Genomic DNA, 26431 nt, shown 5'->3' on the forward strand with positions numbered 1-26431 from the left:
CAACCCGCCGCCGACCCTCTAGGTCGCGGCCACTGCCATCTGATTGGAGTTTGATGACCATGAGTGTGGAAACTCAAAAGGAAACCCTGGGCTTCCAGACCGAGGTGAAGCAGCTGCTGCACCTCATGATCCATTCGCTGTATTCCAACAAGGAAATCTTCCTTCGCGAATTGATCTCGAACGCCTCTGACGCTGTCGACAAATTACGTTTCGAAGCCCTGTCCAAGCCTGAGTTGCTGGAAGGTGGCGCCGAACTGAAAATCCGTGTGAGCTTCGACAAGGACGCTAAAACCGTCACCCTCGAAGACAACGGCATCGGCATGAGCCGTGAAGATGCGATCACCCACCTGGGCACCATCGCCAAATCCGGCACCGCCGATTTCATGAAACACCTGACGGGCGATCAGAAAAAGGATTCGCACCTGATCGGTCAGTTCGGCGTGGGTTTCTACTCTGCCTTCATCGTCGCCGACAAAGTCGACGTGTTCAGCCGTCGTGCCGGTGCTGCCGCCAGCGAAGGCGTGCACTGGTCGTCGAAGGGCGAAGGTGATTTTGAAGTTGCCACCGTCGAGAAAGCCGATCGTGGTACTCGCATCGTCCTGCACCTGAAGTCCGGTGAAGACGAGTTCGCCGATGGCTGGCGTCTGCGCAACATCATCAAGAAGTACTCCGACCACATCGCTTTGCCGATCGAGTTGCCGAAAGAAGTGGCAGCCGCCGAAGGCGAAGAGAAGCCAGCTGTTGAGTGGGAAACTGTCAACCGCGCCAGCGCCCTGTGGACCCGTCCTCGTACCGAGATCAAGGACGAGGAATACCAGGAGTTCTACAAGCACATCGCTCACGACTTCGAGAACCCGCTGAGCTGGAGCCACAACAAGGTCGAAGGCAAGCTCGAATACAGCTCGCTGCTCTACGTACCGACCCGCGCTCCTTTCGACCTGTACCAGCGTGAAGCGCCGAAAGGCCTGAAGCTGTACGTGCAGCGTGTGTTCGTCATGGACCAGGCCGAGTCGTTCCTGCCGCTGTACCTGCGCTTCATCAAGGGCGTGGTCGATTCCAATGACCTGTCGCTGAACGTGTCGCGGGAAATCCTGCAGAAAGACCCGATCATCGACTCCATGAAGTCGGCGCTGACCAAGCGCGTGCTGGACATGCTGGAAAAACTGGCGAAAAACGAGCCTGAGCAATACAAAGGCTTCTGGAAGAACTTCGGTCAGGTCATGAAAGAAGGCCCGGCAGAAGACTTCGCCAACAAAGAGAAAATCGCCGGCCTGCTGCGTTTTGCGTCCACTCAGGGCGAAGAAGGCGAGCAGGTTGTGGGTCTGGCCGACTATCTGGCTCGCGCCAAGGAAGGTCAGGACAAGATTTACTACCTGACCGGCGAAACCTACGCGCAAGTCAAAAACAGCCCGCACCTGGAAGTCTTCCGCAAGAAAGGCATCGAAGTGCTGCTGCTGACCGACCGCATCGACGAGTGGCTGATGAGCTACCTCAACGACTTCGACGGCAAGAGCTTTGTCGACGTGGCGCGCGGTGACCTCGACCTGGGCAACCTGGATTCGGAAGAAGACAAGAAAGCCGCGGAAGAAGTCGCCAAGTCCAAAGAAGGTCTGGTTGAGCGTCTGAAAACTGCGCTGGGCGAATCCGTGGCTGAAGTGCGGGTTTCCCATCGTCTGACCGACTCCCCGGCGATTCTCGCCATCGGCGAGCAGGACCTGGGCATGCAGATGCGTCAGATCCTGGAAGCCAGCGGTCAGAAGGTTCCGGATTCGAAGCCGATCTTCGAATTCAACCCGGCGCACCCGCTGATCGAGAAGCTCGACAACGAGCAGAGCGACGAGCGCTTCGGCGACCTGTCGCACATTCTCTTCGATCAGGCGGCCCTGGCGGCCGGCGACAGCTTGAAAGACCCGGCCGCGTATGTGCGCCGTCTCAACAAGCTGCTGGTTGAACTGTCGGTTTAACGACGTTGTAAAAAAACCCGCTTCGGCGGGTTTTTTTATGACCTGAAATTTTTTGGCTGTGAACCCGATCCTGTAGGAGCCGGCTTGCTGGCGATGGCGATTTCGACGCCGCCATCGCCAGCAAGCCGGCTCCTACAGTAGACCGCATTCCAATGTGGGAACAGTGATTGCGACTCGGTCTACCGTAGGAGTGAGTCTGCTCGCGATGGCACGGCAGTAACGCCACAAATCTCAAGGCAGCTCAATACGCTCGCTTTCCCCCGGCACCGACGGCCAATCCCCGGCCGCCCAGCGCCGGCGCGCTTCGTCGATAGCCGCCGGATCGCTCGACACAAAATTCCAGTTGATCCGTCGCGGTCCATCCAGCGGCGCGCCGCCGAACAACACCGCATGACAGTCGCTCTCGGCGAACAGCGTCATTTCTTCCCCGGCAGGCAGCACCACTAGCGAGTACGGCTCTATCGGCTCGCCATCGAGCTGCGCCTCACCGCTCAACACATACAACGCCCGTTCTTCATGCTCGGTGGGAATCAGCAGCGTGGTTGCTGTTTGCAGGTTCAGTTCCGCGTACAGCGTAGGAGAAAGCACCGGCACTGGCGATTCCAGGCAAAAGCCTGACCCGGCGATCATCCGGATCTTTACGCCAAGGTTATCGCTGACCGGCAACGTGGCTGCCGGGTGATGGCTGTAGTGTCCCGGGCCTTGCTCATGATCCTTGGGCGATGCCAGCCAGATCTGCAAACCGTGCATCGTGAAACCGCTGGCCTTCAGGGCTCCGGGCGTGCGCTCGACATGGGCAATAGCACTGCCAGCGGTCATCCAGCTGACGTCGCCGGCCTCCACAACCTGATCGGAACCGAGGCTGTCCTTGTGCTGGATTTTCCCTTCGAACAAGTAGGTAAGGGTCGACAGACCGATGTGCGGGTGCTGACGGATGTTCATGCCTTTGCCCGCTGGATAACGGGTTTCCAGCATGTGGTCGAAAAACACAAAAGGCCCGACGCTGCGGCATTTGGCTGACGGCAACGGGCGAAGAATCGGTTGGCCTTCGACATCTTCGGCGCGGGGGCGAATCACGAGCGGAGTGTTCATGGTGCATTCCAGGCTGAGCGGGTGACGCGTGGAGCATAACCCGCTTGCCCGAGCCTTGCCGCTATTGGCTGAACGCGCCTTCGGAGAGGTGGGTTTCGATGCTGACTTCGCTGGTGGTCATCAGCTTGTGCACTGGGCAGCGGTCGGCCACGCGATGCAGTTCGTCGCGCTGGGCGTCGGTGAGCACGCCCTTGAGGGTCAGTTTGACGTGCAGGGCGTATTTGCCTTTTTGCTCCTGGCTGTTGTCGCGCTTGACCTCTACGCCAACGCCGGTCAGCGGGATGCCTTTCTTCTTCGCGTAGAGCTTCAGGGTCAGGGCCTTGCATGCGCCGAGCGCTGCATCGAAATAGTCGTGCGGCTCAGGCGCCGAGCCTTCGCCACCGGACGATGTCGGGACATCGGCGAAGAGTTCGTGGTCATCGATTTGTACGCTGTGGCGAAAACCTTCGGCGGAAACGGTGTTGACGGTGACTGTCATGGGGAACCTCGGCAGTAGAAATAGTCATTCGATCAAAAAAGGCCTTGAAGGTATAGAGCATTCCTTCTTTGGCGCGTTCCACTTTCTTGCCGGGGGGGGACCTTGGTCCTGGTTTCGGGGCGAAGTCTGTGGCGTGCGATGGTTTTTGATGGTGTACATATCCATTTCTGCGGTAACGGCCGCCATTGGTTTCGCTTTTACAGCGAGTCACTTGGAGAAGCGCCAAGTAACCAAGCGCTCTTGCCCCTTTCGTTCGGTGCCTCGCCTAGGCTCGGCATGCCCTCGCTCCGGTCCTGCTCCGTGGGCCCGCCGCCATCGGCCATCCATGGCCGGGGGCGGCTAACCCGGCATCCATGCCGGGTTGCCCACTGCGCAGAACCTGCGCTCGGCCTCTCGAGGGGGCGACTACCGCCACAGCCGCCGAGGCGGCCTGAAAGCCGACCTGGCTCTTTGGTGCGCGCGTTCCCTCATTCCGGATGTGCACACCGATCCCCTGTAGGAGCCGGCTTGCTGGCGATGGTGCCCGTCCAGCCAATACATACGTCGACTGACCCACCGCTATCGCCAGCAAGCCGGCTCCTACACGGGGATTGGGTTCACACGATTCAAAATTGTAGGAGCCAGCTTGCTGGCGATGGACGTCAACGATAACGCGGGCTGTCTGAATGAACGCGTTGTCCAGACGTTTTTCGCCGGCAAGCCGGCTCCTACAGGGATCGGCGTTTGCTTTTGATTTCCACCACTCATCAGGCCGAGCGTTAGCTCGCCTTCCGCTTTTGATCTGAGCGCCCCCTCGAGAGGCCGAGGGGAGGTTCTGCGCAGTGGGCAACCCGGCATGGATGCCGGGTTAGCCGCGCACGGCCAAGGATGGCCGATCGCGGCGGGCCCACGGAGCAGGACCGGAGCGAGGGTATGCCGAGCCTAGGCGAGGCACCGAACGAAAGGGGCAAGAGCGCTTGGTTACTTGGCGCTTCTCCAAGTGACTCGCTGTAAAAGCGAAACCAATAGCAGCCGTAACCGCAGCAATGGATATGTACGCCACCAAAACCTCATAGCCTGACACGCAGCCTTCGCCGGCAAGCCGGTCTCGCTCCTACAGGTTTGAGCCGCTACTTTTTCAAGTCGAAAAAAAACCCCGCATTGGCGGGGCTTTTTCGTATCACTGCGGATCAGCTGCCTTTGACAGCCTTGCCGTTGACCTTGCCGTCCAGGAGCATGATGTTGTACTCCTTGCCGTCGGTCTCGACCTGTTGCAGGCGAACCAGCAGGTAATCCCAATCCTTGGCGAACCACAGCACGGTGATGCGCTTGCTTTGTGTCGGGTCGCGCACGCGCTCGACCTTGATCGCGTCGATCTGGCCAGCCTTGGTGTCGACTTTTTCCGAACCCAGCACGCGGAAGTCATAAGTATCGACTTCACCATCATCGACCACCTGATAGCTCATGCTTTTCTTGCCGGCGGCCACGTCATGCTGCAGGGCCAACTGGTAAGTGGATTTGTCGACCATGCCGCGGTTGAGCGGGATCTTGACCGCGTCGCCGCGATCGGTGCCGGTGACCATTTTGGTGGTCCAGTCGAAATCCAGGTCAGCCTTCTTGGCTTTGCCCAGGCCGCCGCGCTCAAAGTGGTAGGACTGTGGCAGCAGGGTGTCCTTGTCCAGGGTCAGGGTGCTTTCTTCGGTCAGGCTGGCAATCATCATCGATGCCTTGAAGCTGAGCTTCCAGACGCCGTTGGCTTCCTTGGTCAGGCTGCGCTCGGCGGTGCCGCTCATGGGCAGCTGCTTCCAGTCGGCGGTGTAGCTGGCGGAGAAGGGTTGAAGTTCCGCAGCCTGCGCGAAAGGCAGGGCAAGCAGAGCGCAAGCGAAGAGCAGGGCGCGACGCATAAAATCTCCTAGGTTCGAATCAAGTGGCCACTGGCCGCGAGTAACTTGCCATCCAGTAAAGCACCTTGTTCACCGAGTGATAAGCGACCTTCGGCAAACCAGCGTACGGCCATCGGGTAGATAAGGTGTTCCTGGGTATGAACTCGCTGCGCCAGACTCTGCGGCGAATCGTGCAACTCTACCGGTATTACTGCCTGTACGACCAGTGGTCCGCCATCGAGTTCCTCGGTGACAAAGTGCACGGAACAGCCGTGTTCAGTGTCGCCGGCCTCCAGCGCGCGCTGATGAGTGTGTAACCCTTTGTATTTGGGCAGCAGCGAGGGATGGATGTTGAGCAGGCGACCCGCGTAGTGACGCACGAAATCAGCGCTCAGGATGCGCATGAAACCGGCCAGGACCACGAGTTTGGGATTGAAAGCGTCGATCAGTTCGATCAGCGCGGCATCGAAGGCTTCGCGGCCTTCGAAAGCCTTGTGATCCAGCGAGCGGGTGTCGATACCCGCCTCCCTGGCGCGTTGCAGGCCGTAGGCGTCGGCGCGGTTGGAAATCACCGCAGCGATGCGGACCGGGCTGTCGCCGGTCCGCGTGCTGTCGATCAAGGCCTGCAAGTTACTGCCGGTGCCGGACAGCAGCACCACCACATCACAGGTGACGGACATTAATGAGCCTTGAGGTTCTTTAGTTCTACCTGGGCCGCGCCTTCGGCAGCGGTGGCGATCTGACCAATGACCCAAGGCTGCTCGCCAGCTTCACGCAGTACGTTCAGCGCGGTTTCAACGTGCTCTTGAGCCACGCAGATCACCATGCCGACGCCGCAGTTCAGTACGCGGTGCATTTCGTTTTCGTCGACGTTGCCTTTCTCTTGCAGCCAGTCGAACACGGCAGGGCGGTTCCAGCTCGCCACGTCAACCACCGCTTGAGCGCCTTTCGGCAGTACACGCGGGATGTTGTCCAGCAGGCCGCCACCGGTGATGTGGGCCATGGCTTTGACCGCGCCGGTCTCCTTGATCAGCTTCAACAGCGGCTTCACGTAGATGCGGGTCGGGGCCATCAGCAGGTCGGTCAGCGGTTTGCCGTCGAGCTGGATGTTTTCGATGTCGGCACCCGACACTTCGATGATCTTGCGGATCAGCGAGTAGCCGTTGGAGTGCGGGCCGGAAGACGGCAGGGCGAGCAGGGCATCGCCGGCAGCGACTTTCGAACCGTCGATGATTTCGGATTTCTCCACGACGCCGACGCAGAAACCGGCCAGGTCGTAGTCTTCGCCTTCGTACATGCCAGGCATTTCAGCGGTTTCGCCGCCGACCAGGGAGCAGCCGGACAGTTCGCAGCCTGCGCCGATACCGGTCACGACCTGGGTCGCGGTTTCGACGTTGAGTTTGCCGGTGGCGTAGTAGTCGAGGAAGAACAACGGCTCGGCGCCGCAGACCACCAGGTCGTTCACGCACATGGCGACCAGGTCGATGCCGATGCTGTCGTGTTTGTTCAGGTTCAGCGCCAGGCGCAGCTTGGTGCCGACGCCGTCGGTGCCGGAAACCAGCACAGGCTGCTTGTAGCCGGCCGGGATTTCGCAGAGGGCGCCGAAACCGCCCAGGCCGCCCATGACTTCCGGGCGCGCAGTGCGCTTGGCGACGCTCTTGATGCGTTCGACCAATGCTTCACCGGCGTCGATGTCTACACCGGCGTCCTTGTAGCTCAGGGAGGGTTGCTTGCTCATGATCCAGGCCTTTAGGGGGGATTCAGGGGTAACGACCGGGTCCAGTGGGGCTGTCGGAACAGACGAAGGCGAGTGCCATGCGCGCTATTCCGACACTGCCCGGCTGTTGCCGGTCTGCGAAGGCGCGCGATTTTATCAGGCTTGAGGGGCAGCGGCCATCCTCAGGCCGACAGCAGGGGCATATCGATACAAAAAAACCGTAATTGCCCGTGTTGGTCGTCTCCCGCTTGGCTGTATAAGGTATCGCGATTAACCGTCTATCGTTATGGCAGTGCGAAAAACTTAACCGGGACGTGTGAATGTTTTGCGTCGGGCGATGGTCACAGCCTTGCTCGATTGTCTTCATGCGGTCAGTTCCAGCCGCTCTTGTCGTCAGGAATCCTCCATGCGTTTTTTCAGATCATTGTTTGTGGGTTGTTTGTCCCTGGTCAGCCTGGCGAGTCATGCTGAAACCGTAAAAGGCCTTTATCAGGTGCGCGAGCCAGTCACCAGTCAGGCGCCTGAAGAGCGCGATCAAGCCACCCAGCGCGCGCTCGACACGCTGGTATTGCGCCTGACCGGAGACCCCAAGGCGGCGCAAAGTCCGGGGTTGGCGGCCGTCCGCAAGGACCCGCAGCAGATCATCAGTCAGTACGGCTTCGACGCCGGCCCGCCGGAAGTGCTGAAAGTCGATTTCGATCCGACCTCCACCGAACAGGCGTTGCGCCGTGCCGGGCTGTCGCTGTGGGGGGCGAACCGGCCGTCGATCCTCGGTTGGTGGTTGAATGATTCCGCCGAAGGTTCGAGTCTGGTCGGTGATGGCCAGGCCGCTGCTGCGCCGCTACGTCGTGCCGCACAGCATCGTGGTCTGCCGCTGCGTCTGCCATTGGCGGACTTGAGTGAACAATTGGTCGCCACTGCACCGAATCTGGAAGGTACGGATGCAGCGCCACTGCGCGGTGCATCGGAGCGTTACAACGCCGATGCCTTGCTGGCGGTGCATGCGCGGGAGGAGGGCGGTCAGTGGCAGGCCAAATGGCATTTGTGGCTGGGCGATCAGAAGGAGGCGGGCAGCGTGCAGGGCGCGGATCAGGCCGCTGTGGCTGACGCGGTGCTGCTGGCGGTCAGTCAGCGTCTGGCGCCACGGTTTGTGGTCAAGCCAGGTGCTTCGGGTGAGCAATTGCTGGAAGTGCAAGGCATGAATCTGGAGCACTATGCAACGCTGGGGCGTTTGCTTGAGCCGTTTGGCGCGCGTCTGCAAAGTGTTGACGGTAACCGTATTCTCTACCGGGTCAATGGCAGTGCCGAGCAGTTGCGCTCGCAGTTGTCGCTGGCGAAGTTGCAGGAGGTTCCGGCGGGTGAGGCGCCGGCTCCGACGGTGCCTGTCCAGCCGGTGGCCCAGGGTTCGGCGCCCGCTGTTGCGCCAGCGCCTGCACCGGTGCCGCAACTGCGTTTCCGTTGGTAAGGTTTTCTTTCTTTATATAGATGGATATGGAGTGGTACATGGCCGATACGCGGCGTTGGTTCTGGTTGGGTGGAGTGGTTCTGCTCTGCGCGTTTATCTGGCTGTTGCATCCGATTTTGACGCCGTTCCTGGTGGCGCTGTTGTTGGCCTACTTGTTCGACCCGCTGGTGGATCGCCTGGAAAAGGCCGGGCTCTCGCGGACCTGGGGCGTGGTGGCGGTGTTCGCGTTGTTCTCTTTGATTTTCACCACGTTGCTGCTGGTGCTGGTGCCGATGCTCGCCAAGCAGTTGTTCCGCTTGTATGAGCTGGCGCCACAGATGCTCGACTGGTTGCAGCACACTGCATTGCCGTGGGCGCAATCGAAGTTCGGGTTATCGGATGGCTTCTGGAAATTCGACAAGCTCAAGGCGGCAATCAGCGAACACATGGGCCAGACCACCGACATTGTCGGCATGGTGTTGAGTCAGGCGACCGCTTCCGGCCTTGCGTTGATCGGTTGGCTGGCCAATCTGGTGCTGATCCCGGTGGTGAGCTTTTACCTGCTGCGGGACTGGGACGTGATGATGGCCAAGATCCGCAGCCTGTTGCCCCGCGCTCGTGAAGAGCGCGTCGTGATTCTGGCCGGCGAATGCCATGAAGTGCTGGGGGCGTTCGTACGCGGGCAGCTGCTGGTCATGGTGGCGCTGGGTGTGATCTATTCGGCGGGCCTGATGCTGGTAGGGCTCGAGCTGGGGTTGCTGATCGGGATGATCGCCGGTCTGGCGGCGATTGTGCCGTACATGGGGTTTGTCATCGGGATTGGCGCGGCGTTGATTGCCGGTCTGTTCCAGTTTGGTGGCGACCTGTACCCGATGATTGGCATCGTTGCGGTGTTCATGGTCGGCCAGGCGCTGGAAGGCATGGTGCTGACGCCGTTGCTGGTGGGCGACCGGATCGGCCTGCATCCGGTGGCGGTGATCTTTGCGATTTTGGCCGGCGGTGAACTGTTCGGTTTTACCGGCGTGCTGCTGGCGCTCCCGGTGGCGGCGGTGATCATGGTGCTGGTGCGCCATGTGCATGATTTGTATAAAGATTCTGATATCTACAGTGGCGTCGATGAACCTGAGCTGTAAGGTTCGCTGATGACCCATCGCGGGCGGCCTGGTTCAGTACCAGGCTGGCCCGCATCCCTTGCGTGGCTGTCACATGCGCCGCCAAAGAAACAGTCATAAAACCGGTGCGATAACGCAAACCTTTGATTTTGCTTATGGTCTGTCGCATTGTGCGGTCAGCGTCACGGGTATAAACTTCGCAAACTTTACACAGAGGCCACTAACGGTTCCTTTGGAACTGTTCAGTCAGCATGAAACCGATTCAGCTGCCCCTAGGTGTGCGTCTGCGTGATGACGCTACCTTTATCAATTACTACCCAGGCGCCAATGCCGCTGCACTCGGCTATGTCGAGCGGCTTTGCGAAGCCGACGCCGGCTGGACCGAAAGCCTGATTTATCTCTGGGGCAAGGACGGGGTAGGGCGTACGCATCTGCTGCAGGCGGCCTGTCTGCGCTTTGAACAGTTGGGGGAGCCGGCGGTGTACCTGCCGTTGGCCGAGCTGCTGGATCGCGGTATCGAAATCCTCGACAACCTCGAACAATACGAACTGGTCTGCCTCGACGACTTGCAAGCGGTTGCCGGGCGCGCGGATTGGGAAGAGGCGTTGTTCCATCTGTTCAATCGCCTGCGTGACAGCGGTCGGCGTTTGCTGATTGCGGCATCGACCTCGCCGCGCGAATTGCCGGTGAAGCTGGCGGACCTGAAATCCCGTCTGACCCTGGCGCTGATCTTCCAGATGCGTCCGCTGTCCGACGAAGACAAATTGCGTGCCTTGCAACTGCGTGCATCCCGTCGCGGCCTGCACCTGACCGACGAAGTCGGGCATTTTATTTTGACTCGCGGTACTCGCAGCATGAGCGCGTTGTTCGAGCTGCTTGAGCGTCTCGATCAGGCCTCCCTTCAAGCTCAACGCAAGCTGACCATTCCGTTCCTGAAAGAAACGTTGGGCTGGTAAGGCCCAGGTTTTTCAGGGGCTGCGGCATATTTCAGGCGCCACAAAATCCGCTTTCCTGCACGGGGCAGGCTGCGCGAGCGTCTAAATGGGGCTTAAGCGCTTAGATGTAAACGCGAAACCAAGAAGTCACATAAAGTTCGATTGAATTTGCAAATGAGGTTGATAGCGGGCATAGTCTCGGCTTCTTTACAACTATCAGCCACGGTCGTGCCCATGCTAAATCGCTTCGCACCCCTCGTGCCTCTCGCACTCGTCACCCTGTTGTTCGGTTGCGCTGCTCACTCTCCAGTGTCCCAGCAAGAGCAACAACAGCAGGTTAAAAATTCAGTTACTGCGCAATCTTCTTCCGTTCTTTTCCAGGAAGAGCTGGCCACCGATAAAGAACTGGCAGACTTCGCCGACGGCAAGTCCTACCAGCTTCCGGTTCTGGCCGACAGCATCCTCGAGCGTGGCATGTCCTTGATCGGTACCCGTTACCGTTTCGGCGGCACCTCCGAGGCTGGCTTCGATTGCAGCGGCTTCATCGGTTACCTGTTTCGTGAAGAGGCCGGCATGAACCTGCCGCGTTCCACTCGCGAAATGATCAACGTTGACGCGCCACTGGTTTCCCGTAGCGCGCTCAAGCCGGGCGATCTACTGTTCTTCGCCACCAATGGTCGCCGCGGTCGTGTCAGTCACGCCGGGATCTACCTGGGTGACAACCAGTTCATCCACTCCAGCAGCCGCAAAAGCGGTGGTGTCCGGGTCGATAGCCTGGGCGACAGCTACTGGAGCAAAACCTTCATCGAAGCCAAGCGCGCACTTGCGATGGCCCCGACCGTGGTCACTGCACGCAAGTAATTGTCCAGCCTGTCGCCACATCAGTGGCGGCAACGGCCTCTCTGCAACAGAGTAGGCGGACAGTTTGTAAGGCGAACTTAAAGTCTTACTTGAAGTTTGCCGCGTACCCGCTAGAATCCTGATCTATTATTGATGGCAAACCGCCTGCGTCCTGCGCAGGCGGTTTTCTTTTCTGCCTTTCCGGTGGAAAAAGCCGCAGCCAGATCAGGATGTTCTGCTTATGACGATGTCGGCCCGCCTCGCACTCATGTTCTTCGCAGCGCTGCTCAGTGCCTGCGCCAGCCGCACACCGCCACCTGCGCCGGTGGTTCGCGCACCCATTGTCTTCGGCTCCGCGCAACCCTTTTCGCCTGAGGCGGAAGACGTGTTGTTTCGCGCCTTGGGCCTCGTGGGCACGCCTTATCGCTGGGGCGGCAATACGCCAGATTCCGGGTTCGATTGCAGCGGTCTGATCGGTTATGTCTACCGTGACGTGACGGGCATTTCCCTGCCACGCACCACGCGCGAGATGATCAGCATGCAGGCAGCCAATGTCGGCAAGGAAGGCTTGCAAACCGGCGACCTGGTTTTCTTCGCCACCAATGGCGGCTCCCAGGTCAGCCATGCCGGGATCTACGTTGGCGAAGGTCGTTTCGTCCATGCGCCAGCCACTGGCGGCACGGTGAAGCTCGACAGCTTGTCCAAAGCGTATTGGCAGAAAGCTTACCTGAGCGCCAAGCGTGTTCTGCAACCCGAGCATCTGGCGCGTAACCCCTAGTTCGCAGAGGTCGTCATGACCGCCCGCACACTCAATATCGACGATTCCCTGTATCAATACCTGCTCGACGTTTCCCTTAGGGAAACGCCGCTGCTCAAGCGTTTGCGCGATGAAACCCAGGCGCTGCCGATGGCGCGCTGGCAGGTGGCGCCGGAGCAGGGGCAGTTCCTCGCATTGCTGGTGAAGCTCACCGGCGCGAGGCGTTTGCTGGAAGTCGGCACCTTCACCGGTTACAGCGCGTTGTGCATGGCGGCGGCATTGCCGGATGACGGTTCGCTGATTTGCTGTGATATCCCCGGCGACTACAACGCCACGGCGCTCCGTTACTGGAAGGAAGCGGGCGTCGCCGAACGAATTGACCTGCGCCTGGCGCCTGCGCTGGAAACCCTGGCTCGGCTGGATCAACCCGGTCAATTCGATTTGATTTTCATTGATACCGACAAGGCCAACTATCCGGCCTACCTGGAGCACGCGCTGCGTCTGCTGCGCGTCGGTGGCCTGGCGGTGTTCGATAACACCCTGTGGAGCGGGAGGGTGCTGGAGCCGAATCCCGAAAGCGCAGACACTCGCGCTATCCAGGCGCTCAATCGCGCCTTGAAGGATGACTCGCGTGTGGATCTGTCGTTGTTGCCGCTGGGCGATGGTTTAACCCTCTGCCGCAAGCGGTAACGCTGATCCCTGTGGGAGCGAGCTTGCTCGCGATAAGGGCAGTACATCCAACATTGATGTTGCCTGATGCACCGCTATCGCGAGCAAGCTTGCTCCTACAGGGTATGTGTGTGGCGTAGTTACTGGGTTGCCGACACCCGCCACACCTTATTCCCCACATCATCCGCCACCAGCAAATCTCCCTGCTGATCAATCACCACACCCACCGGCCGGCCCATGGCTTTTTCCTCGTCATTGAGGAAACCCGTGAGCACATCAACCGGGCTTCCGTTCGGTTTGCCGGCACTGAACGGCACGAAAATCACTTTGTAGCCACTGTGCGGCTTGCGGTTCCATGAACCATGCTGGCCAATGAACACGCCTTCCTTGAATTGCGCTGGCAGCCTGTTGCCTTCAGCGAACGTCAGACCCAGTGAGGCGGTATGCGGGCCGACCGCGTAGTCCGGAGCAATGGCCTTGGCCACCAGGTCCGGGTTTTGCGGCTCGACGCGAATGTCGACGTGCTGGCCGTAGTAGCTGTAAGGCCAGCCATAGAACCCGCCGTCCTTGACCGAGGTGATGTAGTCCGGCACCAGGTCGCTGCCGATTTCATCCCGCTCGTTGACCGCCGTCCACAACGCGCCGCTCCGCGGTTCCCAGGCCATGCCGTTGGGATTGCGCAGGCCCGAGGCGAAAATTCGATGCTTGCCGGTGGCGCGATCCACTTCCCAGATCGCCGCGCGACCTTCTTCCTGATCCATGCCGTTTTCGGCGACGTTGCTGTTGGAGCCCACCGTGACGTACAGCTTGCTGCCGTCCTTGCTGGCGATCACGTTTTTGGTCCAGTGGTGATTCAGCGTGCCGCCCGGCAGATCAACCACTTTGATCGGCGGCGACTTGATGGTCGTGGCGCCGTCCTGGTAGTGAAATCGCAGCAAGCGGTCCGTGTCGGCGACATACAGGTCGTTGCCGACCAGGGTCATGCCGAAGGGCGAATTGAGGTTTTCCAGGAACACCGTGCGAGTTTCGGCGATGCCGTCGTGGTCTTTGTCGCGCAGCAACGTGATGCGGTTCGGGCTCGGGACGCCGGCACCGGCGCGGCCCATGGCTTTCTTCATGACCCAGCCTCTAACGCCTTTGCCATCATCGGGTTTGGGCGGCGCATTGGTTTCGGCGACGAGCACGTCGCCGTTCGGCAGCACGTAGAGCCAACGCGGGTGATCGAGGTTTTCAGCAAATGCCGCCACTTGCGTACCCGCTGCCACCGTGGGTTTCGCGCCGTCCGGCCAGCCGATTGCCGGGGCGATGTTCACTGTCGGGATCAGGGTCTTGTTCGGTTCTGGCAGTCGAGGGGACGGGCCGGTGCCGTCGGAGACTTGCAGGGTGGAGGTCTCGCTGCAGGCAGCGAGCCCTCCTGTGAGGGCGATGACGAGAACGAGCCGGGGCTTGTGCATGCTGATCTTCCCTATAAATGCAGTGACCTGATCAATAGAGAAGTGCAAACCCGCGATGGTTCAACCGGTCAGCCGCGGGCTTCCTTGAACAGTACGGCGATGCCGGGATGATAGTTGCCCGCTTCGTTGCGCAACTTGCGGTAGGCGTAGGGGAAATACCAGGCGACCGCGCAGCTGTGTTCCTTTTGCAGGTCGTCGACCATGTCCTGAAGTTCTTCCGGCGTGGCGCCGTGCTGGGCCTTTTGCGGGGCGACGAACAGGCAGCCGAGTTTCAGGTCGCTGGCGTAGCTGATGCGCTTGGCGTCGCTGGTGATATCGGCCAGGGCCTGCGTCAGGTTCAAGCTGTTGACCCGTGGCCAACGCTGGGTGGTCTGGAGGAAGGCGCGTTCTTCGCTGCTGGCGATGAACAGGTCGGCGCGGGCGTTGCGTTCGCCTTCCTCGTTTTGTTTGCGGGTGGGTGTGTTCTGCAGCGTGACCATTTCCGCCATCCACGCGGCAGCCGAGAGCAAGCCGAGGTTGGCTTTTTCGTCGTACCAGTAAGGCGTGTCGTTATCGCCGCGCACCGCGTTGTAGCGGTCGATACAGTCAAACCAGCGCTCCAGCACCGGGCGCAGGAATTCCAGCTTCGGATTGCTGATGGTCATGCCTTGCATGTGGCTCACCCTTGTTATTGTGTTGTCAGGTTGTGGCGCTTTGATATCACTGCTAGGAGTGTGGCACAAGATTGGCGTCATTTTATTGATCGACGGCAGTTATTCGCCCGACGGTCTCCCGGCTTTAATTGACGCTCCACCCCCAACCCTCTAACCTTCGCGGCTTGTTTCAGGTGCTCTGTGGCGTCGGTCGACAGAGTGAAACAGGGAAGCCGGTGAGTGCGCTCGTTCAATTCATGAACAGTCACGATCCCGGCGCTGCCCCCGCAACGGTAAATGAGTGAAGGCTGCGCCTTGAGCCACTGTGTCGAATGTCGATATGGGAAGGCGCGCAGTCAGGCGAAACGCCGCTCATGAGCCCGGAGACCGGCCTGATCCATTCAGCGGCATCACGGTGGGCGATGCCAGGCTTCTTGCCGTCTATTCTTGTGCCTGCCCGCCGTTATCCAGCCTCAACGGAGAGCTCCCCCATGACTGATACTCCCGATCGTGACGAACGCCATCTGGCGCGTATGCTGCGCAAAAAAGCCGTGATCGACGAACGCATCGCCAACTCCCCGAATGAATGCGGCCTGCTGCTGGTGCTGACCGGTAACGGCAAGGGCAAAAGCAGCTCGGCTTTCGGCATGCTCGCCCGCTCGATGGGCCACGGCATGCAGTGCGGCGTGGTGCAGTTCATCAAGGGGCGCAGCAGCACGGGCGAAGAGTTGTTCTTCCGACGCTTCCCGGAGCAGGTGCGTTTTCATGTGATGGGCGAGGGCTTTACCTGGGAAACCCAGGACCGCCAGCGTGACATCGCCGCCGCCGAAGCCGCGTGGGAAGTGTCCCGCGAACTGTTGCGCGATCCGTCGATTGGCCTGGTGGTGCTCGATGAACTGAACATCGCCCTCAAGCACGGCTACCTTGACCTCGATCAGGTGCTCAGCGACTTGCAGGCGCGTCCGCCGATGCAACACGTGGTCGTCACGGGTCGCGGCGCCAAGCCGGAAATGATCGAGCTGGCTGACACTGTCACTGAAATGGGCGTCATCAAACACGCTTTCCAGGCCGGGATCAAAGCGCAAAAAGGCGTCGAGCTGTGAATCAACCACGTCATTGCCCGGCGGTCTTGATTGCCGCGCCGGCCTCCGGTCAGGGCAAGACCACCGTCACCGCCGCGCTGGCCCGTTTGCATCGCAATCAGGGACGCAAGGTGCGCGTGTTCAAATGCGGCCCGGACTTTCTCGACCCGATGATTCTCGAGCGCGCCAGCGGTGCGCCGGTGTATCAACTGGACATGTGGATGGTCGGCGAGCAGGAAAGTCGTCGACTGTTGTGGGAAGCCGCCGGTGAAGCGGACCTGATCCTGATCGAAGGTGTCATGGGCCTGTTCGACGGCACGCCGTCCAGCGCCGATCTGGCGCGGCACTTTGGTGTGCCGGTGCTCGGGGTGATCGACGGCACGGCGATGGCGCAGACCTTTGGTGCGCTGGCGCTGGGGCTGGCGAAGTATCAGCCGGACTTGCCGTTCGCCGGCGTGCTGGCCAACCGCGTGGGCACCTTGCGCCATGCGCAATTGCTCGAAGGCAGCCTGACCGAAGGCTTGCGCTGGTACGGCGCGTTGTCCCGGGAAACCGGGATCGAGCTGCCGAGTCGGCATCTTGGTCTGGTGCAAGCCAGCGAGCTGAATGACCTCGACCTGCGCCTCGACGCGGCGGCCGAATCGCTGGCCAACAGCTGCGACGTTACGCTGCCACCGCCTGTGGAATTCGCCGCTCCAGAAGTGATCGCCGCCGAGCCGTTGCTGGCCGGTGTCCGAATCGCCGTGGCCCGTGATGAGGCGTTCGCTTTCACCTACGGTGCGAGCCTGGATTTGCTCCGGGCCATGGGCGCCGAATTGTCATTCTTCTCGCCGATCCGCGACACCCAATTGCCGGAGGCTGACAGCCTCTATCTGCCGGGCGGCTACCCGGAATTGCACCATGTGGCGCTGTCTCGGAATACTCAAATGCTCAACGCCATCCGCGCTCATCACGCGGTGGGTAAACCCTTGCTGGCCGAGTGTGGCGGCATGTTGTATTTGCTCGATTCGCTGACCGATGTCGAAGGCACGCGGGCGGAGCTGGTTGGTTTGCTGACCGGTGATGCGGTGATGCAGAAACGATTGGCGGCGCTGGCGTTGCAGGCGGTTGACTTGCCGGAAGGTTCGCTGCGCGGGCATACCTATCATCACTCGCTGACCAGCACCGAGCTTGAGCCGATTGCTCGTGGTATGAGCCCGAATGGCGGGCGTGGGGCGGAGGCGGTTTATCGTGAGGGGCGGATGACCGCTTCTTATGTGCATTTTTATTTTCCGTCGAATCCGACCGCGATTGCCGCGTTGTTTGCGCCTGACCTTCAGACCGCCATCGCGAGCAGGCTCGCTCCCACAGGGGACCGCGTTTCTTCAGGTGGTACAGCCTCAAATGTGGGAGCGAGCCTGCTCGCGAAGAGGCCATGACTGACAACGCATTCAGTCAGGCCGAACGCGAAGCGGTCTACCGAGCCATCGCCGAACGCCGCGACATGCGCCACTTCAGCGGCGGCACCGTCGAACCCGAGTTGCTCCGGCGCCTGCTCGACGCCGCGCACCAGGCGCCAAGCGTCGGCTTGATGCAGCCCTGGCGGTTCATCCGCATCAGCGACCGGGCCCTGCGCGGCAAGATCCAGTTGCTGGTGGAAGAGGAGCGCATGCGCACCGCCGAAGCCCTCGGCGAGCGCACCGACGAATTCATGAAGTTGAAAGTCGAAGGCATCAACGACTGCGCCGAAGTGCTGGTCGCTGCGCTGATGGACGATCGCGAGCGGCACATCTTTGGCCGTCGCACCTTGCCGGAAATGGACATGGCGTCGTTGTCCTGCGCGATCCAGAACCTGTGGCTGGCGTCCCGTGCCGAAGGACTCGGCATGGGCTGGGTCTCTTTGTTCGAGCCGCAAGCCCTGGCCGACCTGCTGGGTTTGCCCGCAGGGGCCAAGCCTTTGGCTGTTCTTTGCCTGGGCCCGGTCAAGGAATTCTATCCGGCGCCGATGCTGGTACTCGAAGGCTGGGCGCAAGCGCGCCCGCTCAGTGAAATGCTGTACGAAAATTATTGGGGAGTGAGTCAATGAGTGTGGCGTTGTTGAGTGTCGCCGCGGTTGCGCTGGATGCGCTGCTGGGTGAACCCAAACGCTGGCATCCGCTGGTGGCGTTCGGCCGTTTTGCCGACCGCATCGAGCAACGTTTCAATGGTGGCGGGCGCGGCTGGCGCAGCCACGGTGTCACGGCATGGGTGATTGCGGTGTTGCCGCTGACCTTGCTGGCCACGGCGTTTTCCTGGGCGCCTTACGTTGGCTGGATCGTCGAGATTCTCGCGCTCTATTGCGCCCTCGGCCTGCGCAGTCTCGGTGAGCACGTCGAGCCGGTTGCCAAGGCCCTGCGCAGTGATGATCTGGAGGAGGCGCGCACACGCGTCGGCTATCTGGTCAGTCGCCAGACCAGCGAACTGGATCAAACCGAAGTCGCCCGCGCTGCTACCGAATCGGTGTTGGAGAACGGCAGCGACGCAGTGTTTGCTGCGCTGTTCTGGTTTGCCGTGGCCGGTGCGCCGGGCGTGGTGCTCTACCGATTGAGCAATACGCTGGATGCGATGTGGGGCTATCGCAACGAACGCTTCGAACGGTTTGGCTGGGCGGCGGCGAAAATCGACGACGTGCTCAACTACATTCCGGCGCGGCTGGTGGCGTTGACCTACGCGCTGCTGGGCAAAACCCGACTTGCACTGAAATGCTGGCGCACCCAGGGCCCGACCTGGGACAGCCCGAACGCCGGGCCGGTGATGGCTGCGGGAGCCGGTGCGCTGGGTGTCGAGTTGGGCGGGGCGGCGATTTATCACGGCGAGTTGCATCAGCGTCCGCAGCTGGGCGAAGGCGTGCCGGCGGATGCCGACTCCATTGACCGTGGCTGGCAATTGGTCCAGCGCGGGGTATGGTTATGGCTGCTGATTCTCTGCGTGGGAGCTGAATTCTATGCTTGAACACGGTGGACGGTTGCGCAAGGCCGCGCTCGAATACGGTATCGCCGAAGCCGATTGGCTTGACCTGTCCAGCGGCCTCGCGCCCTGGCCGTTTCCTGTCCCGGACATTCCGTTGCGCGCCTGGGCACGGTTACCGGAAAACGATGACGGTCTGGAGCAGGCCGCCTGTGATTATTACGGCACCGCGCAGGTGTTGCCGGTGGCCGGTTCGCAAATGGCGATCCAGTTGCTGCCGCGTTTGCGGCGGGACGGCAAGGTGGGCGTGCTGTCGCCGTGTTACGCCGAGCACGCCGAAGCCTGGCGTCGCAACGGTTACATCGTGCGTGAAGTGCTGGAGCAGGAAGTCGACTTCTTCCTCGACAGTCTCGATGTGCTGGTGGTGGTCAATCCGAACAATCCGACGGGTTTGAGCCTGACCCCGAGCCGTCTGCTCGACTGGCATTCCAGGCTGGCGCAGCGCGGCGGCTGGCTGGTGGTCGACGAAGCGTTCATGGACAACACGCCGCAACTGAGTCTGGCGCCATGTGCCCATATGGTGGGCTTGATCGTGCTGCGTTCCTTCGGCAAGTTTTTTGGTCTGGCCGGGGTGCGCTTGGGCTTCGTACTGGCGGAGCGCAAGTTGCTCAAGTTGCTCGCCGAACAAGTCGGCCCCTGGGCCGTCAGCGGGCCGACCCGCGTGTTGGGGCAAGCCTGCCTGAAGGATGCCGAAGGCCACGCCAGACAACGTCTGCGTACCGAAGAAGCCAGCAAACGGCTGGCGCTGTTGCTTGAAGAACACGGCTTCAAACCTCAGGGCGGTTGCGCGTTGTTTCAATGGCTGGTGACCGAGTGCGCCGAAGAGTTGCATGAGTTCATGGCCCGGCGCGGCATCCTGCTGCGGTTGTTCACCCACAACAGCAGCCTGCGTTTCGGCCTGCCCGGCGAAGAAGCCGACTGGACCCGTCTCGCGCAAGCGTTTACAGATTACGCCAAGGAAAGCCGATGACTACGCTGATGGTGCAAGGCACTACGTCGGACGCCGGTAAAAGCACGCTGGTGACGGCGTTGTGTCGCTGGGTCACGCGGCAGGGTGTGCGCGTGGTGCCGTTCAAACCGCAGAACATGGCGCTCAACAGCGCCGTGACTGCTGACGGTGGCGAGATCGGCCGCGCGCAAGCCGTGCAGGCTCAGGCCGCCAACCTCGAACCGCACACCGACATGAACCCGGTATTGCTCAAACCCAACAGCGACACCGGTGCCCAGGTGATCATCCATGGGCGCGCCGTCACGACCATGAACGCGGTCGCCTATCACGACTACAAAGCCATCGCCATGCAAGCGGTGCTGGCTTCCCATGCGCGACTGAGCGCGGCGTATCCAGTGGTCATGGTCGAAGGCGCAGGCTCACCGGCCGAGATCAATCTGCGCGCCGGCGACATCGCCAACATGGGGTTCGCCGAGGCAGTGGATTGCCCTGTTGTATTGATCGCCGACATCAATCGCGGCGGGGTGTTCGCGCATCTGGTAGGCACCCTCGAACTGCTGTCGCCGAGCGAGCAGGCACGGGTCAAAGGCTTCATCATCAACCGTTTTCGCGGCGACATTGCTTTGCTGCAACCGGGCCTCGACTGGCTGGAAGCACGCACCGGCAAACCGGTGATTGGCGTTCTGCCGTACGTGATGGACCTGCACCTGGAAGCCGAGGACGGCATCGATCAGCGCCAGGCCGACAAGGCCGATCAAGTGCTCAAAGTGGTGGTGCCGGTGTTGCCGCGCATCAGCAACCACACCGACTTCGATCCGCTGCGCCTGCACCCGCAAGTCGACCTGCAATTTATCGGCCCCGGCCAGGCGATACCGCCCGCCGACCTGATCATTCTTCCTGGCTCGAAAAGCGTGCGCAGCGACCTTGCGTATCTGCGCGCCAACGGCTGGGAAACCGCCATCGCCCGTCATCTGCGCTACGGCGGAAAAGTCCTGGGTATTTGCGGCGGCCTGCAGATGCTCGGCGAGCAGGTGCACGATCCGTTGGGCCTTGAAGGTGCGCCGGGCTCCAGCGCCGGTTTGGGGTTGCTGGCGTTCGAAACGCAGCTTGAAGAAGAGAAGCAGTTGCGCAATGTATGCGGGCGTCTGGCGCTGGAAGATGCGCCGGTCAGCGGCTACGAAATTCATGCCGGCGTCACCACCGGCCCGGCATTGGAAAATGCCGCCGTGCAGCTGGACGATGGCCGTTGCGATGGCGCGCAAAGTGGCGACGGGCAGATTTTCGGCACCTACCTGCATGGCCTGTTTGAATCGCCGGCGGCGTGCAGTGCGCTGTTGCGCTGGGCGGGTTTGCAGGATGTGCAGGAAGTGGATTATCACGGGTTGCGTGAGCGAGATATCGAGCGGTTGGCGGATTTGGTGGAGAAGCATCTGGATACCCGACTGTTGCGTGAGCTCTGCGGGATTTGAGGTGGCTGTTCTGGCCCCTTCGCGGGCAAGCCTCGCTCCTACAAGATCGAGAGTCGCGCAAACCCGTAGGAGCGAGGCTTGCCCGCGAAGAGGCCATTGACCGCACCGCCTATTTGAAGGAATGAACCATGCTGCAACTGATCCTCGGCGGCGCCCGTTCCGGCAAAAGTCGCCTGGCCGAAAAACTGGCAGCAGACAGCCAGCTCCCGGTGACCTACATCGCCACCAGCCAACCGCTGGACGGTGAAATGAGCGAGCGGGTTGCCCACCACCGCGCCCGTCGTCCAGCCGAATGGGCGCTGATCGAAGAGCCCGTTGAGCTGGCCCGCGTCCTGCGCGAAACCGCCCGTGCCGAGCGTTGCCTGCTGGTGGATTGCCTGACCCTGTGGATGACCAATCTGCTGATGCTCGACGACGCCGAGCGCCTGACGGCCGAACGTGAAGCGCTGCTGGACTGCCTGGCCGAACTGCCGGGTGAAATCATTTTTGTCAGCAACGAGACCGGAATGGGTGTCGTACCGCTGGGCGAATTGACTCGCCGCTACGTCGATGAAGCCGGTTGGCTGCATCAAGCTTTGGCCGAGCGCTGTCAGCGAGTCGTCCTGACCGTCGCCGGCCTGCCCCTGACTCTGAAAGGAACTGCGTTATGACTCAATCCTGGTGGCTGAACCCGTGCAAGCCGATCGATGCCCAAGCCGTCGAGCAGGCTGAAGCCCGGCAACAGCAACTGACCAAACCGGCCGGTTCCCTCGGGCGGCTGGAGTCGGTGGCGGTGCAGTTGGCGGGATTGCAGGGGCAGGTCAAGCCGAGCCTGGATCAGCTGTGGATCGCGATTTTTGCCGGCGACCATGGCGTGGTCGCCGAAGGTGTGTCGGCGTTTCCCCAGGAAGTCACCGGGCAGATGCTGCACAACTTCGTCAACGGTGGCGCGGCGATCAGTGTGTTGGCGCGCCAGCTCGGCGCGTCGCTCGAAGTGGTCGACCTCGGCACGGTCACGCCGTCGTTGAATCTGCCGGGCGTGCGCCACTTGAACATCGGTGCCGGCACCGCGAATTTTGTCGACGGCCCGGCCATGACTCAAGCCCAGGGTGAACTCGCCTTGCAGGCCGGTCGCGACAGCGTGCAGCGCGCCATTGCGGCGGGCGCGCAGTTGTTCATCGGCGGCGAGATGGGCATCGGCAACACCACGGCTGCCAGTGCGTTGGCCTGTGCCTTGCTGGATTGTCCGGTGGTGCATCTGGCCGGGCCGGGCACCGGTCTGAACGCGGCGGGTGTCAGTCATAAGGCTCAGGTCATCGAACGGGCTTTGGCCTTGCACAGCGCTCAGCGTGGCGATGCACTGCAAACCCTGTTCAACCTCGGCGGTTTTGAAATCGCCGCACTGGTCGGCGCGTATCTGGCGTGTGCCCAGGAAGGTGTCGCGGTGCTGGTGGACGGGTTCATTTGCAGCGTCGCCGCATTGGTGGCGGTGCGCTTGAATCCGCATTGCCGCGAGTGGCTGTTGTTCGGGCATCGCGGTGCCGAGCCAGGTCATCGCCATGTGCTGGAAACCCTGAACGCCGAACCCTTGCTGGACCTCGGTCTGCGCTTGGGCGAGGGCAGCGGCGCGGCGTTGGCCGTGCCGTTGCTGCGCCTGGCGTGTGACCTCCACGGGCAAATGGCGACCTTCGCCGAAGCCGCCGTGGCGGACCGTCCGGCATGACCTTGCGCCTGGACCTGTTGCGTCACGGCGAAACCGAACTGGGCGGCGGTTTGCGCGGCAGCCTCGACGATGCACTGACCGCCACAGGCTGGGCGCAGATGCGCGCAGCGGTGGTCGCGCAGGGGCCATGGGATCGTCTGGTCAGTTCGCCATTGCAACGCTGTGCGCGGTTCGCCGAAGAGCTTGGTGCGAAACTGGGTTTGCCCGTGCAGCTGGATAAAGATCTGCAGGAACTGCATTTCGGTGCCTGGGAAGGGCAGAGCGCAGCGGCGCTGATGGAAACGGATGCCGAGGCGCTGGGTTTGTTCTGGGCCGACCCCTATTCGTTTACGCCGCCGCAGGGTGAGCGGGTCGAGGATTTTTCGACGCGAGTGCTGGCCGCGGTCGGGCGTTTGCAGGCTGCCTGCGCGGGCGAGCGTGTGTTGCTGATCAGCCACGGCGGTGTCATGCGTTTGTTGCTGGCGCAGGCGCGGGGGTTGCCGCGTGAGCAGTTGCTCAACGTTGAAGTGGGCCATGGTTCGCTGTTTTCGTTGAACGTCGAACCCGGCGTCATTCTCAAGGAAGCGATCTGACCATGTTGCCGTTCTGGATCGCCCTGCAATTTCTGAGCAGCCTGCCGATTCGTCTGCCGGGCATGCCGGCGCCGCAGGAGTTGGGGCGCTCGCTGCTGTTTTATCCGCTGGTGGGGCTGCTGTTCGGCGGGATCTTGTGGGCGTTGAACTGGGTGTTGTCGGGCACGCCGTTGTTGTTGCACGCGGCGTTGCTGTTGACGGTTTGGGTGTTGCTCAGCGGTGCGTTGCACCTCGACGGCCTGGCTGATAGCGCCGATGCGTGGCTGGGTGGTTTTGGCGATCGCGAGCGAACGCTGACGATCATGAAGGACCCGCGCAGCGGTCCGATAGCGGTGGTCACGCTGGTGTTGGTGTTGCTGCTGAAGTTCGCGGCGTTGCTGGCATTGATTGAACAGCAGCACAGCGTTTTCCTGATTATCGTTCCGTTGATTGGCCGCGCTGCTTTGCTGGGGTTGTTCCTGACCACGCCGTATGTACGGGCCGGTGGCTTGGGGCAGGCGCTGGCCGATCATCTGCCGCGTCTGGCCGGCAAGCAGGTGCTGGCGGTCAGTGCATTGGCTTGTGTGCTGATTGCAGGGCTCGGCGGCGTCGTGGCGTTGGTGTTGGCGGCGCTGGTGTTTGTCTGGTTGCGGCAGGTGATGCTGCGGCGATTGGGCGGGACGACAGGCGATACGGCGGGGGCGTTGCTGGAATTGCTGGAGATGGTTTTACTGATTGGCCTTGCACTGTTCCTGTAGGAGCGAGCGGTACGGCGATCCGGCTTACCCGCGAAGAACGATAACTCAGTTTTTCTGTTAGACCGCGGGGCATTCTTCGCGGGCAAGCCTCGCTCCTACAGGGTTTTGTATCAAAAATTTGCATTCATTCAACCGCGGGTATATACACGCACCATGCTCGACTCTCAATGTTTATGCATCAACCTGCGTCGCGCCGCCCGTGGCGTCAGCAGGCACTACGACGGCGCTCTCGACGGCTTCGGAATCAACGTTGCCCAGTATTCTTTGTTGTGCAATCTGCAGCGTCTGAATGAACCGAGTATTTCCACCCTGGCGGAAGCCATGGGCCTGGACCGCAGCACCCTCGGGCGCAACCTGCGGGTATTGGAAGGCGACGGTCTGGTCATGCTGGTCGAGGGCGAAGACATGCGTAATCGCATCGTCAGGTTGACCGAGGCCGGCGCTGAACGCCTGAAAGCGGCCTTGCCGGCCTGGGAGGCGGCGCAACAGCGACTGGTTGATCGTCTGGGCGCCGAAAAACGCGAAATTTTGCTGAAGCTGCTGGACGAACTGGCCTGACGCCAGTTTTTCCGATCTTAAGCGGGTATATACCCGCTACCGGAGAATAAGAATGACATCGATGTGGCGTACTTGCGGTTGGGTTTTAGTGGGGAGTGCGCTGATCCTTGCGTTGTCTCTGGGCGTGCGGCATGGCTTCGGGCTGTTTCTGGCGCCGATGAGTGCCGAGTTCGGTTGGGGGCGTGAGACGTTTGCCTTTGCCATCGCCTTACAGAACCTGATCTGGGGCCTGGCGCAGCCCTTTACCGGCGCGTTGGCCGACCGCTTCGGCGCGGCGAAAGTGGTGCTGATCGGCGGTGTGCTCTACGCGATGGGCCTGCTGTTCATGGGCTTGTCTGATTCGGCGGTAACCCTGTCGCTGAGCGCGGGCCTATTGATCGGTATCGGGCTGTCGGGCACCTCATTTTCGGTGATCCTGGGCGTGGTTGGCCGCGTGGTACCCCCGGAGAAACGTAGCATGGGCATGGGTATCGCCAGCGCTGCCGGCTCTTTTGGCCAGTTTGCGATGGTACCTGGCACGCTGGGTTTGATCGGTTGGCTCGGTTGGTCGGCGGCATTGCTGGCGCTGGGCCTGCTGGTGGCGCTGATCGTGCCGCTGGTGAGCATGCTCAAGGACAAGCCGTTGCCGGTTCTCGGTCACGAGCAGACCCTCTCCGAAGCCTTGCGCGAAGCCTGTTCCCATTCGGGATTCTGGCTGCTGTCGTTCGGCTTTTTTGTCTGCGGTTTCCAGGTGGTGTTCATCGGTGTGCACTTGCCGGCGTATCTGGTGGATCAGCATTTGCCCGCCACGGTCGGCACGACGGTGCTGGCGCTGATCGGGTTGTTCAACATCTTCGGTACTTACACAGCGGGCTGGCTCGGCGGGCGGATGTCCAAGCCGCGTTTGCTCACCGGTCTGTATGTGCTGCGGGCCGTGGTGATTGTCCTGTTTCTGTGGGCGCCGGTGACGACAACCACGGCGTATCTGTTTGGCATGGCCATGGGCTTCCTGTGGCTGTCGACGGTGCCGTTGACCAACGGCACTGTGGCGACCTTGTTCGGCGTAAGAAATCTGTCCATGCTCGGTGGGATCGTTTTCCTGTTCCACCAGCTCGGATCGTTCCTGGGTGGCTGGTTGGGCGGGGTGGTGTATGACCGAACCGGGAGTTATGACTTGATCTGGCAAGTAGCGATTCTTTTGAGCCTGTTGGCGGCTGCCTTGAATTGGCCAGTGCGTGAGCGGCCGGTGGCGCGCCTGCAAACCCGGATGAGCGCGACATGAACAGCCTCTGGCCACGAATCGCCGTGGCAGCGGGCGGCCTGTTGCTGCTGGCCCTGGCGTGGTGGGGCTGGCATCAGGGCGGGCTGGCGTTGATGCAATTGGGCATGGGCGCTTGCTAGCAGGATGTGAGGGCGAGTAAGTTCATTGCAGACGACTTTTC

General features: G+C 61.2%; 27 protein-coding genes and 1 riboswitch. Of the genes, 20 read left to right on the forward strand and 7 right to left on the reverse strand.

What is annotated here, in order from left to right; genetic code table 11:
- The first annotated feature begins 59 nt into the window (after positions 1 to 59).
- Positions 60 to 1964 (forward strand): molecular chaperone HtpG, encoded by a 1905-nt coding sequence (gene htpG, locus K5R88_RS29650; protein ID WP_223449618.1) that lies wholly within the window; start codon positions 60 to 62, stop codon positions 1962 to 1964.
- Positions 1965 to 2195: 231 nt separating this feature from the next.
- Here htpG and K5R88_RS29655 read toward each other — a convergent pair whose 3' ends face one another.
- The 5 genes from K5R88_RS29655 to purM all read right to left on the reverse strand — a co-directional run bounded on the left by K5R88_RS29655 (position 2196) and on the right by purM (position 7134).
- Positions 2196 to 3056 carry a pirin family protein gene (locus K5R88_RS29655; RefSeq protein WP_226298838.1) on the reverse strand — a complete coding sequence of 287 codons (861 nt, stop codon included), beginning with the start codon at positions 3054 to 3056 and terminating at the stop codon, positions 2196 to 2198.
- 61 nt (positions 3057 to 3117) lie between these two features.
- Positions 3118 to 3534: an OsmC family protein gene (locus tag K5R88_RS29660; RefSeq protein ID WP_223451094.1), complete on the reverse strand. Its 417-nt coding sequence runs from the start codon at positions 3532 to 3534 to the stop codon at positions 3118 to 3120.
- A 1169-nt stretch (positions 3535 to 4703) separates the two neighbouring features.
- On the reverse strand, positions 4704 to 5417 hold the full coding sequence (locus tag K5R88_RS29665; RefSeq protein ID WP_008039220.1) for a DUF3108 domain-containing protein: 714 nt from the start codon (positions 5415 to 5417) through the stop codon (positions 4704 to 4706).
- Between the two features lie 8 nt (positions 5418 to 5425).
- Positions 5426 to 6076: a phosphoribosylglycinamide formyltransferase gene (gene purN, locus K5R88_RS29670; RefSeq protein WP_008033517.1), complete on the reverse strand. Its 651-nt coding sequence runs from the start codon at positions 6074 to 6076 to the stop codon at positions 5426 to 5428.
- Positions 6076 to 7134 carry a phosphoribosylformylglycinamidine cyclo-ligase gene (gene purM / locus K5R88_RS29675; RefSeq protein ID WP_008033526.1) on the reverse strand — a complete coding sequence of 353 codons (1059 nt, stop codon included), beginning with the start codon at positions 7132 to 7134 and terminating at the stop codon, positions 6076 to 6078. The genes purN and purM overlap by 1 nt, the downstream gene beginning before the upstream one ends.
- A 385-nt stretch (positions 7135 to 7519) precedes the next feature.
- On the opposite strand from purM, the gene K5R88_RS29680 reads away from it, so the two are divergent.
- From K5R88_RS29680 to K5R88_RS29705, 6 genes are all read left to right on the forward strand, one after another.
- On the forward strand, positions 7520 to 8578 hold the full coding sequence (locus K5R88_RS29680) for a DUF2066 domain-containing protein (protein WP_226298839.1): 1059 nt from the start codon (positions 7520 to 7522) through the stop codon (positions 8576 to 8578).
- Between the two features lie 38 nt (positions 8579 to 8616).
- A complete protein-coding gene (locus tag K5R88_RS29685; RefSeq protein ID WP_008033540.1) occupies positions 8617 to 9690 on the forward strand; it encodes an AI-2E family transporter in 1074 nt (357 codons plus the stop codon).
- A gap of 230 nt (positions 9691 to 9920) precedes the next feature.
- Positions 9921 to 10625, forward strand: coding sequence for a DnaA regulatory inactivator Hda (gene hda / locus K5R88_RS29690; protein WP_008033543.1), 705 nt, complete (start codon positions 9921 to 9923; stop codon positions 10623 to 10625).
- A 213-nt stretch (positions 10626 to 10838) separates the two neighbouring features.
- Positions 10839 to 11465, forward strand: a complete 627-nt coding sequence (locus tag K5R88_RS29695; RefSeq protein WP_008033546.1) for a C40 family peptidase — start codon at positions 10839 to 10841, stop codon at positions 11463 to 11465.
- Positions 11466 to 11685: 220 nt separating this feature from the next.
- Entirely contained in the window at positions 11686 to 12222 is a 537-nt protein-coding gene (locus tag K5R88_RS29700) for a C40 family peptidase (protein WP_008033547.1), read from the forward strand.
- Between the two features lie 15 nt (positions 12223 to 12237).
- Complete coding sequence (locus tag K5R88_RS29705) at positions 12238 to 12891, forward strand: class I SAM-dependent methyltransferase (protein WP_226298840.1); 654 nt, start codon at positions 12238 to 12240, stop codon at positions 12889 to 12891.
- Between the two features lie 119 nt (positions 12892 to 13010).
- Here K5R88_RS29705 and K5R88_RS29710 read toward each other — a convergent pair whose 3' ends face one another.
- Positions 13011 to 14324, reverse strand: coding sequence for a PQQ-dependent sugar dehydrogenase (locus K5R88_RS29710; protein ID WP_226298841.1), 1314 nt, complete (start codon positions 14322 to 14324; stop codon positions 13011 to 13013).
- A 68-nt stretch (positions 14325 to 14392) separates the two neighbouring features.
- The gene (locus tag K5R88_RS29715; RefSeq protein ID WP_226298842.1) at positions 14393 to 14977 is read right to left on the reverse strand and encodes a hypothetical protein; all 585 of its coding nucleotides are present in this window, start codon (positions 14975 to 14977) and stop codon (positions 14393 to 14395) included.
- A gap of 154 nt (positions 14978 to 15131) precedes the next feature.
- Positions 15132 to 15366: riboswitch (cobalamin riboswitch) on the forward strand.
- Between the two features lie 81 nt (positions 15367 to 15447).
- Here K5R88_RS29715 and cobO point away from each other — a divergent pair.
- The 13 genes from cobO to K5R88_RS30765 all read left to right on the forward strand — a co-directional run bounded on the left by cobO (position 15448) and on the right by K5R88_RS30765 (position 26390).
- Positions 15448 to 16059, forward strand: coding sequence for a cob(I)yrinic acid a,c-diamide adenosyltransferase (gene cobO, locus K5R88_RS29720; protein WP_008033559.1), 612 nt, complete (start codon positions 15448 to 15450; stop codon positions 16057 to 16059).
- Entirely contained in the window at positions 16056 to 17456 is a 1401-nt protein-coding gene (locus tag K5R88_RS29725) for a cobyrinate a,c-diamide synthase (protein ID WP_226298843.1), read from the forward strand. The genes cobO and K5R88_RS29725 overlap by 4 nt, the downstream gene beginning before the upstream one ends.
- Positions 17453 to 18103 carry a 5,6-dimethylbenzimidazole synthase gene (gene bluB / locus K5R88_RS29730; protein WP_223451107.1) on the forward strand — a complete coding sequence of 217 codons (651 nt, stop codon included), beginning with the start codon at positions 17453 to 17455 and terminating at the stop codon, positions 18101 to 18103. The genes K5R88_RS29725 and bluB overlap by 4 nt, the downstream gene beginning before the upstream one ends.
- The gene (gene cbiB / locus K5R88_RS29735; RefSeq protein ID WP_008033562.1) at positions 18100 to 19008 is read left to right on the forward strand and encodes an adenosylcobinamide-phosphate synthase CbiB; all 909 of its coding nucleotides are present in this window, start codon (positions 18100 to 18102) and stop codon (positions 19006 to 19008) included. Before bluB ends, cbiB begins: the two co-directional genes overlap by 4 nt.
- Positions 19001 to 19993 (forward strand): threonine-phosphate decarboxylase CobD, encoded by a 993-nt coding sequence (gene cobD, locus K5R88_RS29740; RefSeq protein ID WP_008039193.1) that lies wholly within the window; start codon positions 19001 to 19003, stop codon positions 19991 to 19993. The genes cbiB and cobD overlap by 8 nt, the downstream gene beginning before the upstream one ends.
- Positions 19990 to 21441 carry a cobyric acid synthase gene (locus K5R88_RS29745; protein ID WP_226298844.1) on the forward strand — a complete coding sequence of 484 codons (1452 nt, stop codon included), beginning with the start codon at positions 19990 to 19992 and terminating at the stop codon, positions 21439 to 21441. Before cobD ends, K5R88_RS29745 begins: the two co-directional genes overlap by 4 nt.
- Before the next feature lie 128 nt (positions 21442 to 21569).
- A complete protein-coding gene (gene cobU / locus K5R88_RS29750; protein WP_008033566.1) occupies positions 21570 to 22091 on the forward strand; it encodes a bifunctional adenosylcobinamide kinase/adenosylcobinamide-phosphate guanylyltransferase in 522 nt (173 codons plus the stop codon).
- The gene (gene cobT, locus K5R88_RS29755; RefSeq protein WP_226298845.1) at positions 22088 to 23143 is read left to right on the forward strand and encodes a nicotinate-nucleotide--dimethylbenzimidazole phosphoribosyltransferase; all 1056 of its coding nucleotides are present in this window, start codon (positions 22088 to 22090) and stop codon (positions 23141 to 23143) included. Before cobU ends, cobT begins: the two co-directional genes overlap by 4 nt.
- The gene (gene cobC, locus K5R88_RS29760) at positions 23140 to 23715 is read left to right on the forward strand and encodes an alpha-ribazole phosphatase family protein (RefSeq protein ID WP_226298846.1); all 576 of its coding nucleotides are present in this window, start codon (positions 23140 to 23142) and stop codon (positions 23713 to 23715) included. The genes cobT and cobC overlap by 4 nt, the downstream gene beginning before the upstream one ends.
- Before the next feature lie 2 nt (positions 23716 to 23717).
- Positions 23718 to 24452: an adenosylcobinamide-GDP ribazoletransferase gene (locus tag K5R88_RS29765; protein ID WP_226298847.1), complete on the forward strand. Its 735-nt coding sequence runs from the start codon at positions 23718 to 23720 to the stop codon at positions 24450 to 24452.
- Between the two features lie 153 nt (positions 24453 to 24605).
- Positions 24606 to 25010 carry a MarR family winged helix-turn-helix transcriptional regulator gene (locus K5R88_RS29770; protein ID WP_008033571.1) on the forward strand — a complete coding sequence of 135 codons (405 nt, stop codon included), beginning with the start codon at positions 24606 to 24608 and terminating at the stop codon, positions 25008 to 25010.
- A 52-nt stretch (positions 25011 to 25062) separates the two neighbouring features.
- The gene (locus tag K5R88_RS29775) at positions 25063 to 26271 is read left to right on the forward strand and encodes an MFS transporter (RefSeq protein ID WP_008033572.1); all 1209 of its coding nucleotides are present in this window, start codon (positions 25063 to 25065) and stop codon (positions 26269 to 26271) included.
- Positions 26268 to 26390 (forward strand): hypothetical protein, encoded by a 123-nt coding sequence (locus K5R88_RS30765; RefSeq protein WP_008033574.1) that lies wholly within the window; start codon positions 26268 to 26270, stop codon positions 26388 to 26390. Before K5R88_RS29775 ends, K5R88_RS30765 begins: the two co-directional genes overlap by 4 nt.
- Positions 26391 to 26431: the final 41 nt, after the last annotated feature.

Source organism: Pseudomonas sp. MM213 (assembly GCF_020423045.1).
GTDB lineage: Bacteria > Pseudomonadota > Gammaproteobacteria > Pseudomonadales > Pseudomonadaceae > Aquipseudomonas > Aquipseudomonas migulae.

Bases quoted from the DNA above. Each gene is read 5' to 3' on its own strand.
- K5R88_RS29745 (WP_226298844.1), top strand. From the start codon at position 19,990: ATGACTACGCTGATGGTGCAAGGCACTACGTCGGACGCCGGTAAAAGC.
- K5R88_RS29655 (WP_226298838.1), bottom strand. From the start codon at position 3,056: ATGAACACTCCGCTCGTGATTCGCCCCCGCGCCGAAGATGTCGAAGGC.
- K5R88_RS29775 (WP_008033572.1), top strand. From the start codon at position 25,063: ATGACATCGATGTGGCGTACTTGCGGTTGGGTTTTAGTGGGGAGTGCG.
- K5R88_RS29710 (WP_226298841.1), bottom strand. From the start codon at position 14,324: ATGCACAAGCCCCGGCTCGTTCTCGTCATCGCCCTCACAGGAGGGCTC.
- K5R88_RS29765 (WP_226298847.1), top strand. From the start codon at position 23,718: ATGTTGCCGTTCTGGATCGCCCTGCAATTTCTGAGCAGCCTGCCGATT.
- K5R88_RS29695 (WP_008033546.1), top strand. From the start codon at position 10,839: ATGCTAAATCGCTTCGCACCCCTCGTGCCTCTCGCACTCGTCACCCTG.
- hda (WP_008033543.1), top strand. From the start codon at position 9,921: ATGAAACCGATTCAGCTGCCCCTAGGTGTGCGTCTGCGTGATGACGCT.
- cobC (WP_226298846.1), top strand. From the start codon at position 23,140: ATGACCTTGCGCCTGGACCTGTTGCGTCACGGCGAAACCGAACTGGGC.
- K5R88_RS29715 (WP_226298842.1), bottom strand. From the start codon at position 14,977: ATGCAAGGCATGACCATCAGCAATCCGAAGCTGGAATTCCTGCGCCCG.
- K5R88_RS29685 (WP_008033540.1), top strand. From the start codon at position 8,617: ATGGCCGATACGCGGCGTTGGTTCTGGTTGGGTGGAGTGGTTCTGCTC.
- K5R88_RS29770 (WP_008033571.1), top strand. From the start codon at position 24,606: ATGCTCGACTCTCAATGTTTATGCATCAACCTGCGTCGCGCCGCCCGT.
- cobO (WP_008033559.1), top strand. From the start codon at position 15,448: ATGACTGATACTCCCGATCGTGACGAACGCCATCTGGCGCGTATGCTG.
- K5R88_RS30765 (WP_008033574.1), top strand. From the start codon at position 26,268: ATGAACAGCCTCTGGCCACGAATCGCCGTGGCAGCGGGCGGCCTGTTG.
- bluB (WP_223451107.1), top strand. From the start codon at position 17,453: ATGACTGACAACGCATTCAGTCAGGCCGAACGCGAAGCGGTCTACCGA.
- K5R88_RS29665 (WP_008039220.1), bottom strand. From the start codon at position 5,417: ATGCGTCGCGCCCTGCTCTTCGCTTGCGCTCTGCTTGCCCTGCCTTTC.
- K5R88_RS29660 (WP_223451094.1), bottom strand. From the start codon at position 3,534: ATGACAGTCACCGTCAACACCGTTTCCGCCGAAGGTTTTCGCCACAGC.
- cobU (WP_008033566.1), top strand. From the start codon at position 21,570: ATGCTGCAACTGATCCTCGGCGGCGCCCGTTCCGGCAAAAGTCGCCTG.
- cbiB (WP_008033562.1), top strand. From the start codon at position 18,100: ATGAGTGTGGCGTTGTTGAGTGTCGCCGCGGTTGCGCTGGATGCGCTG.
- htpG (WP_223449618.1), top strand. From the start codon at position 60: ATGAGTGTGGAAACTCAAAAGGAAACCCTGGGCTTCCAGACCGAGGTG.
- cobT (WP_226298845.1), top strand. From the start codon at position 22,088: ATGACTCAATCCTGGTGGCTGAACCCGTGCAAGCCGATCGATGCCCAA.
- K5R88_RS29700 (WP_008033547.1), top strand. From the start codon at position 11,686: ATGACGATGTCGGCCCGCCTCGCACTCATGTTCTTCGCAGCGCTGCTC.
- K5R88_RS29680 (WP_226298839.1), top strand. From the start codon at position 7,520: ATGCGTTTTTTCAGATCATTGTTTGTGGGTTGTTTGTCCCTGGTCAGC.
- cobD (WP_008039193.1), top strand. From the start codon at position 19,001: ATGCTTGAACACGGTGGACGGTTGCGCAAGGCCGCGCTCGAATACGGT.
- purM (WP_008033526.1), bottom strand. From the start codon at position 7,134: ATGAGCAAGCAACCCTCCCTGAGCTACAAGGACGCCGGTGTAGACATC.
- purN (WP_008033517.1), bottom strand. From the start codon at position 6,076: ATGTCCGTCACCTGTGATGTGGTGGTGCTGCTGTCCGGCACCGGCAGT.
- K5R88_RS29705 (WP_226298840.1), top strand. From the start codon at position 12,238: ATGACCGCCCGCACACTCAATATCGACGATTCCCTGTATCAATACCTG.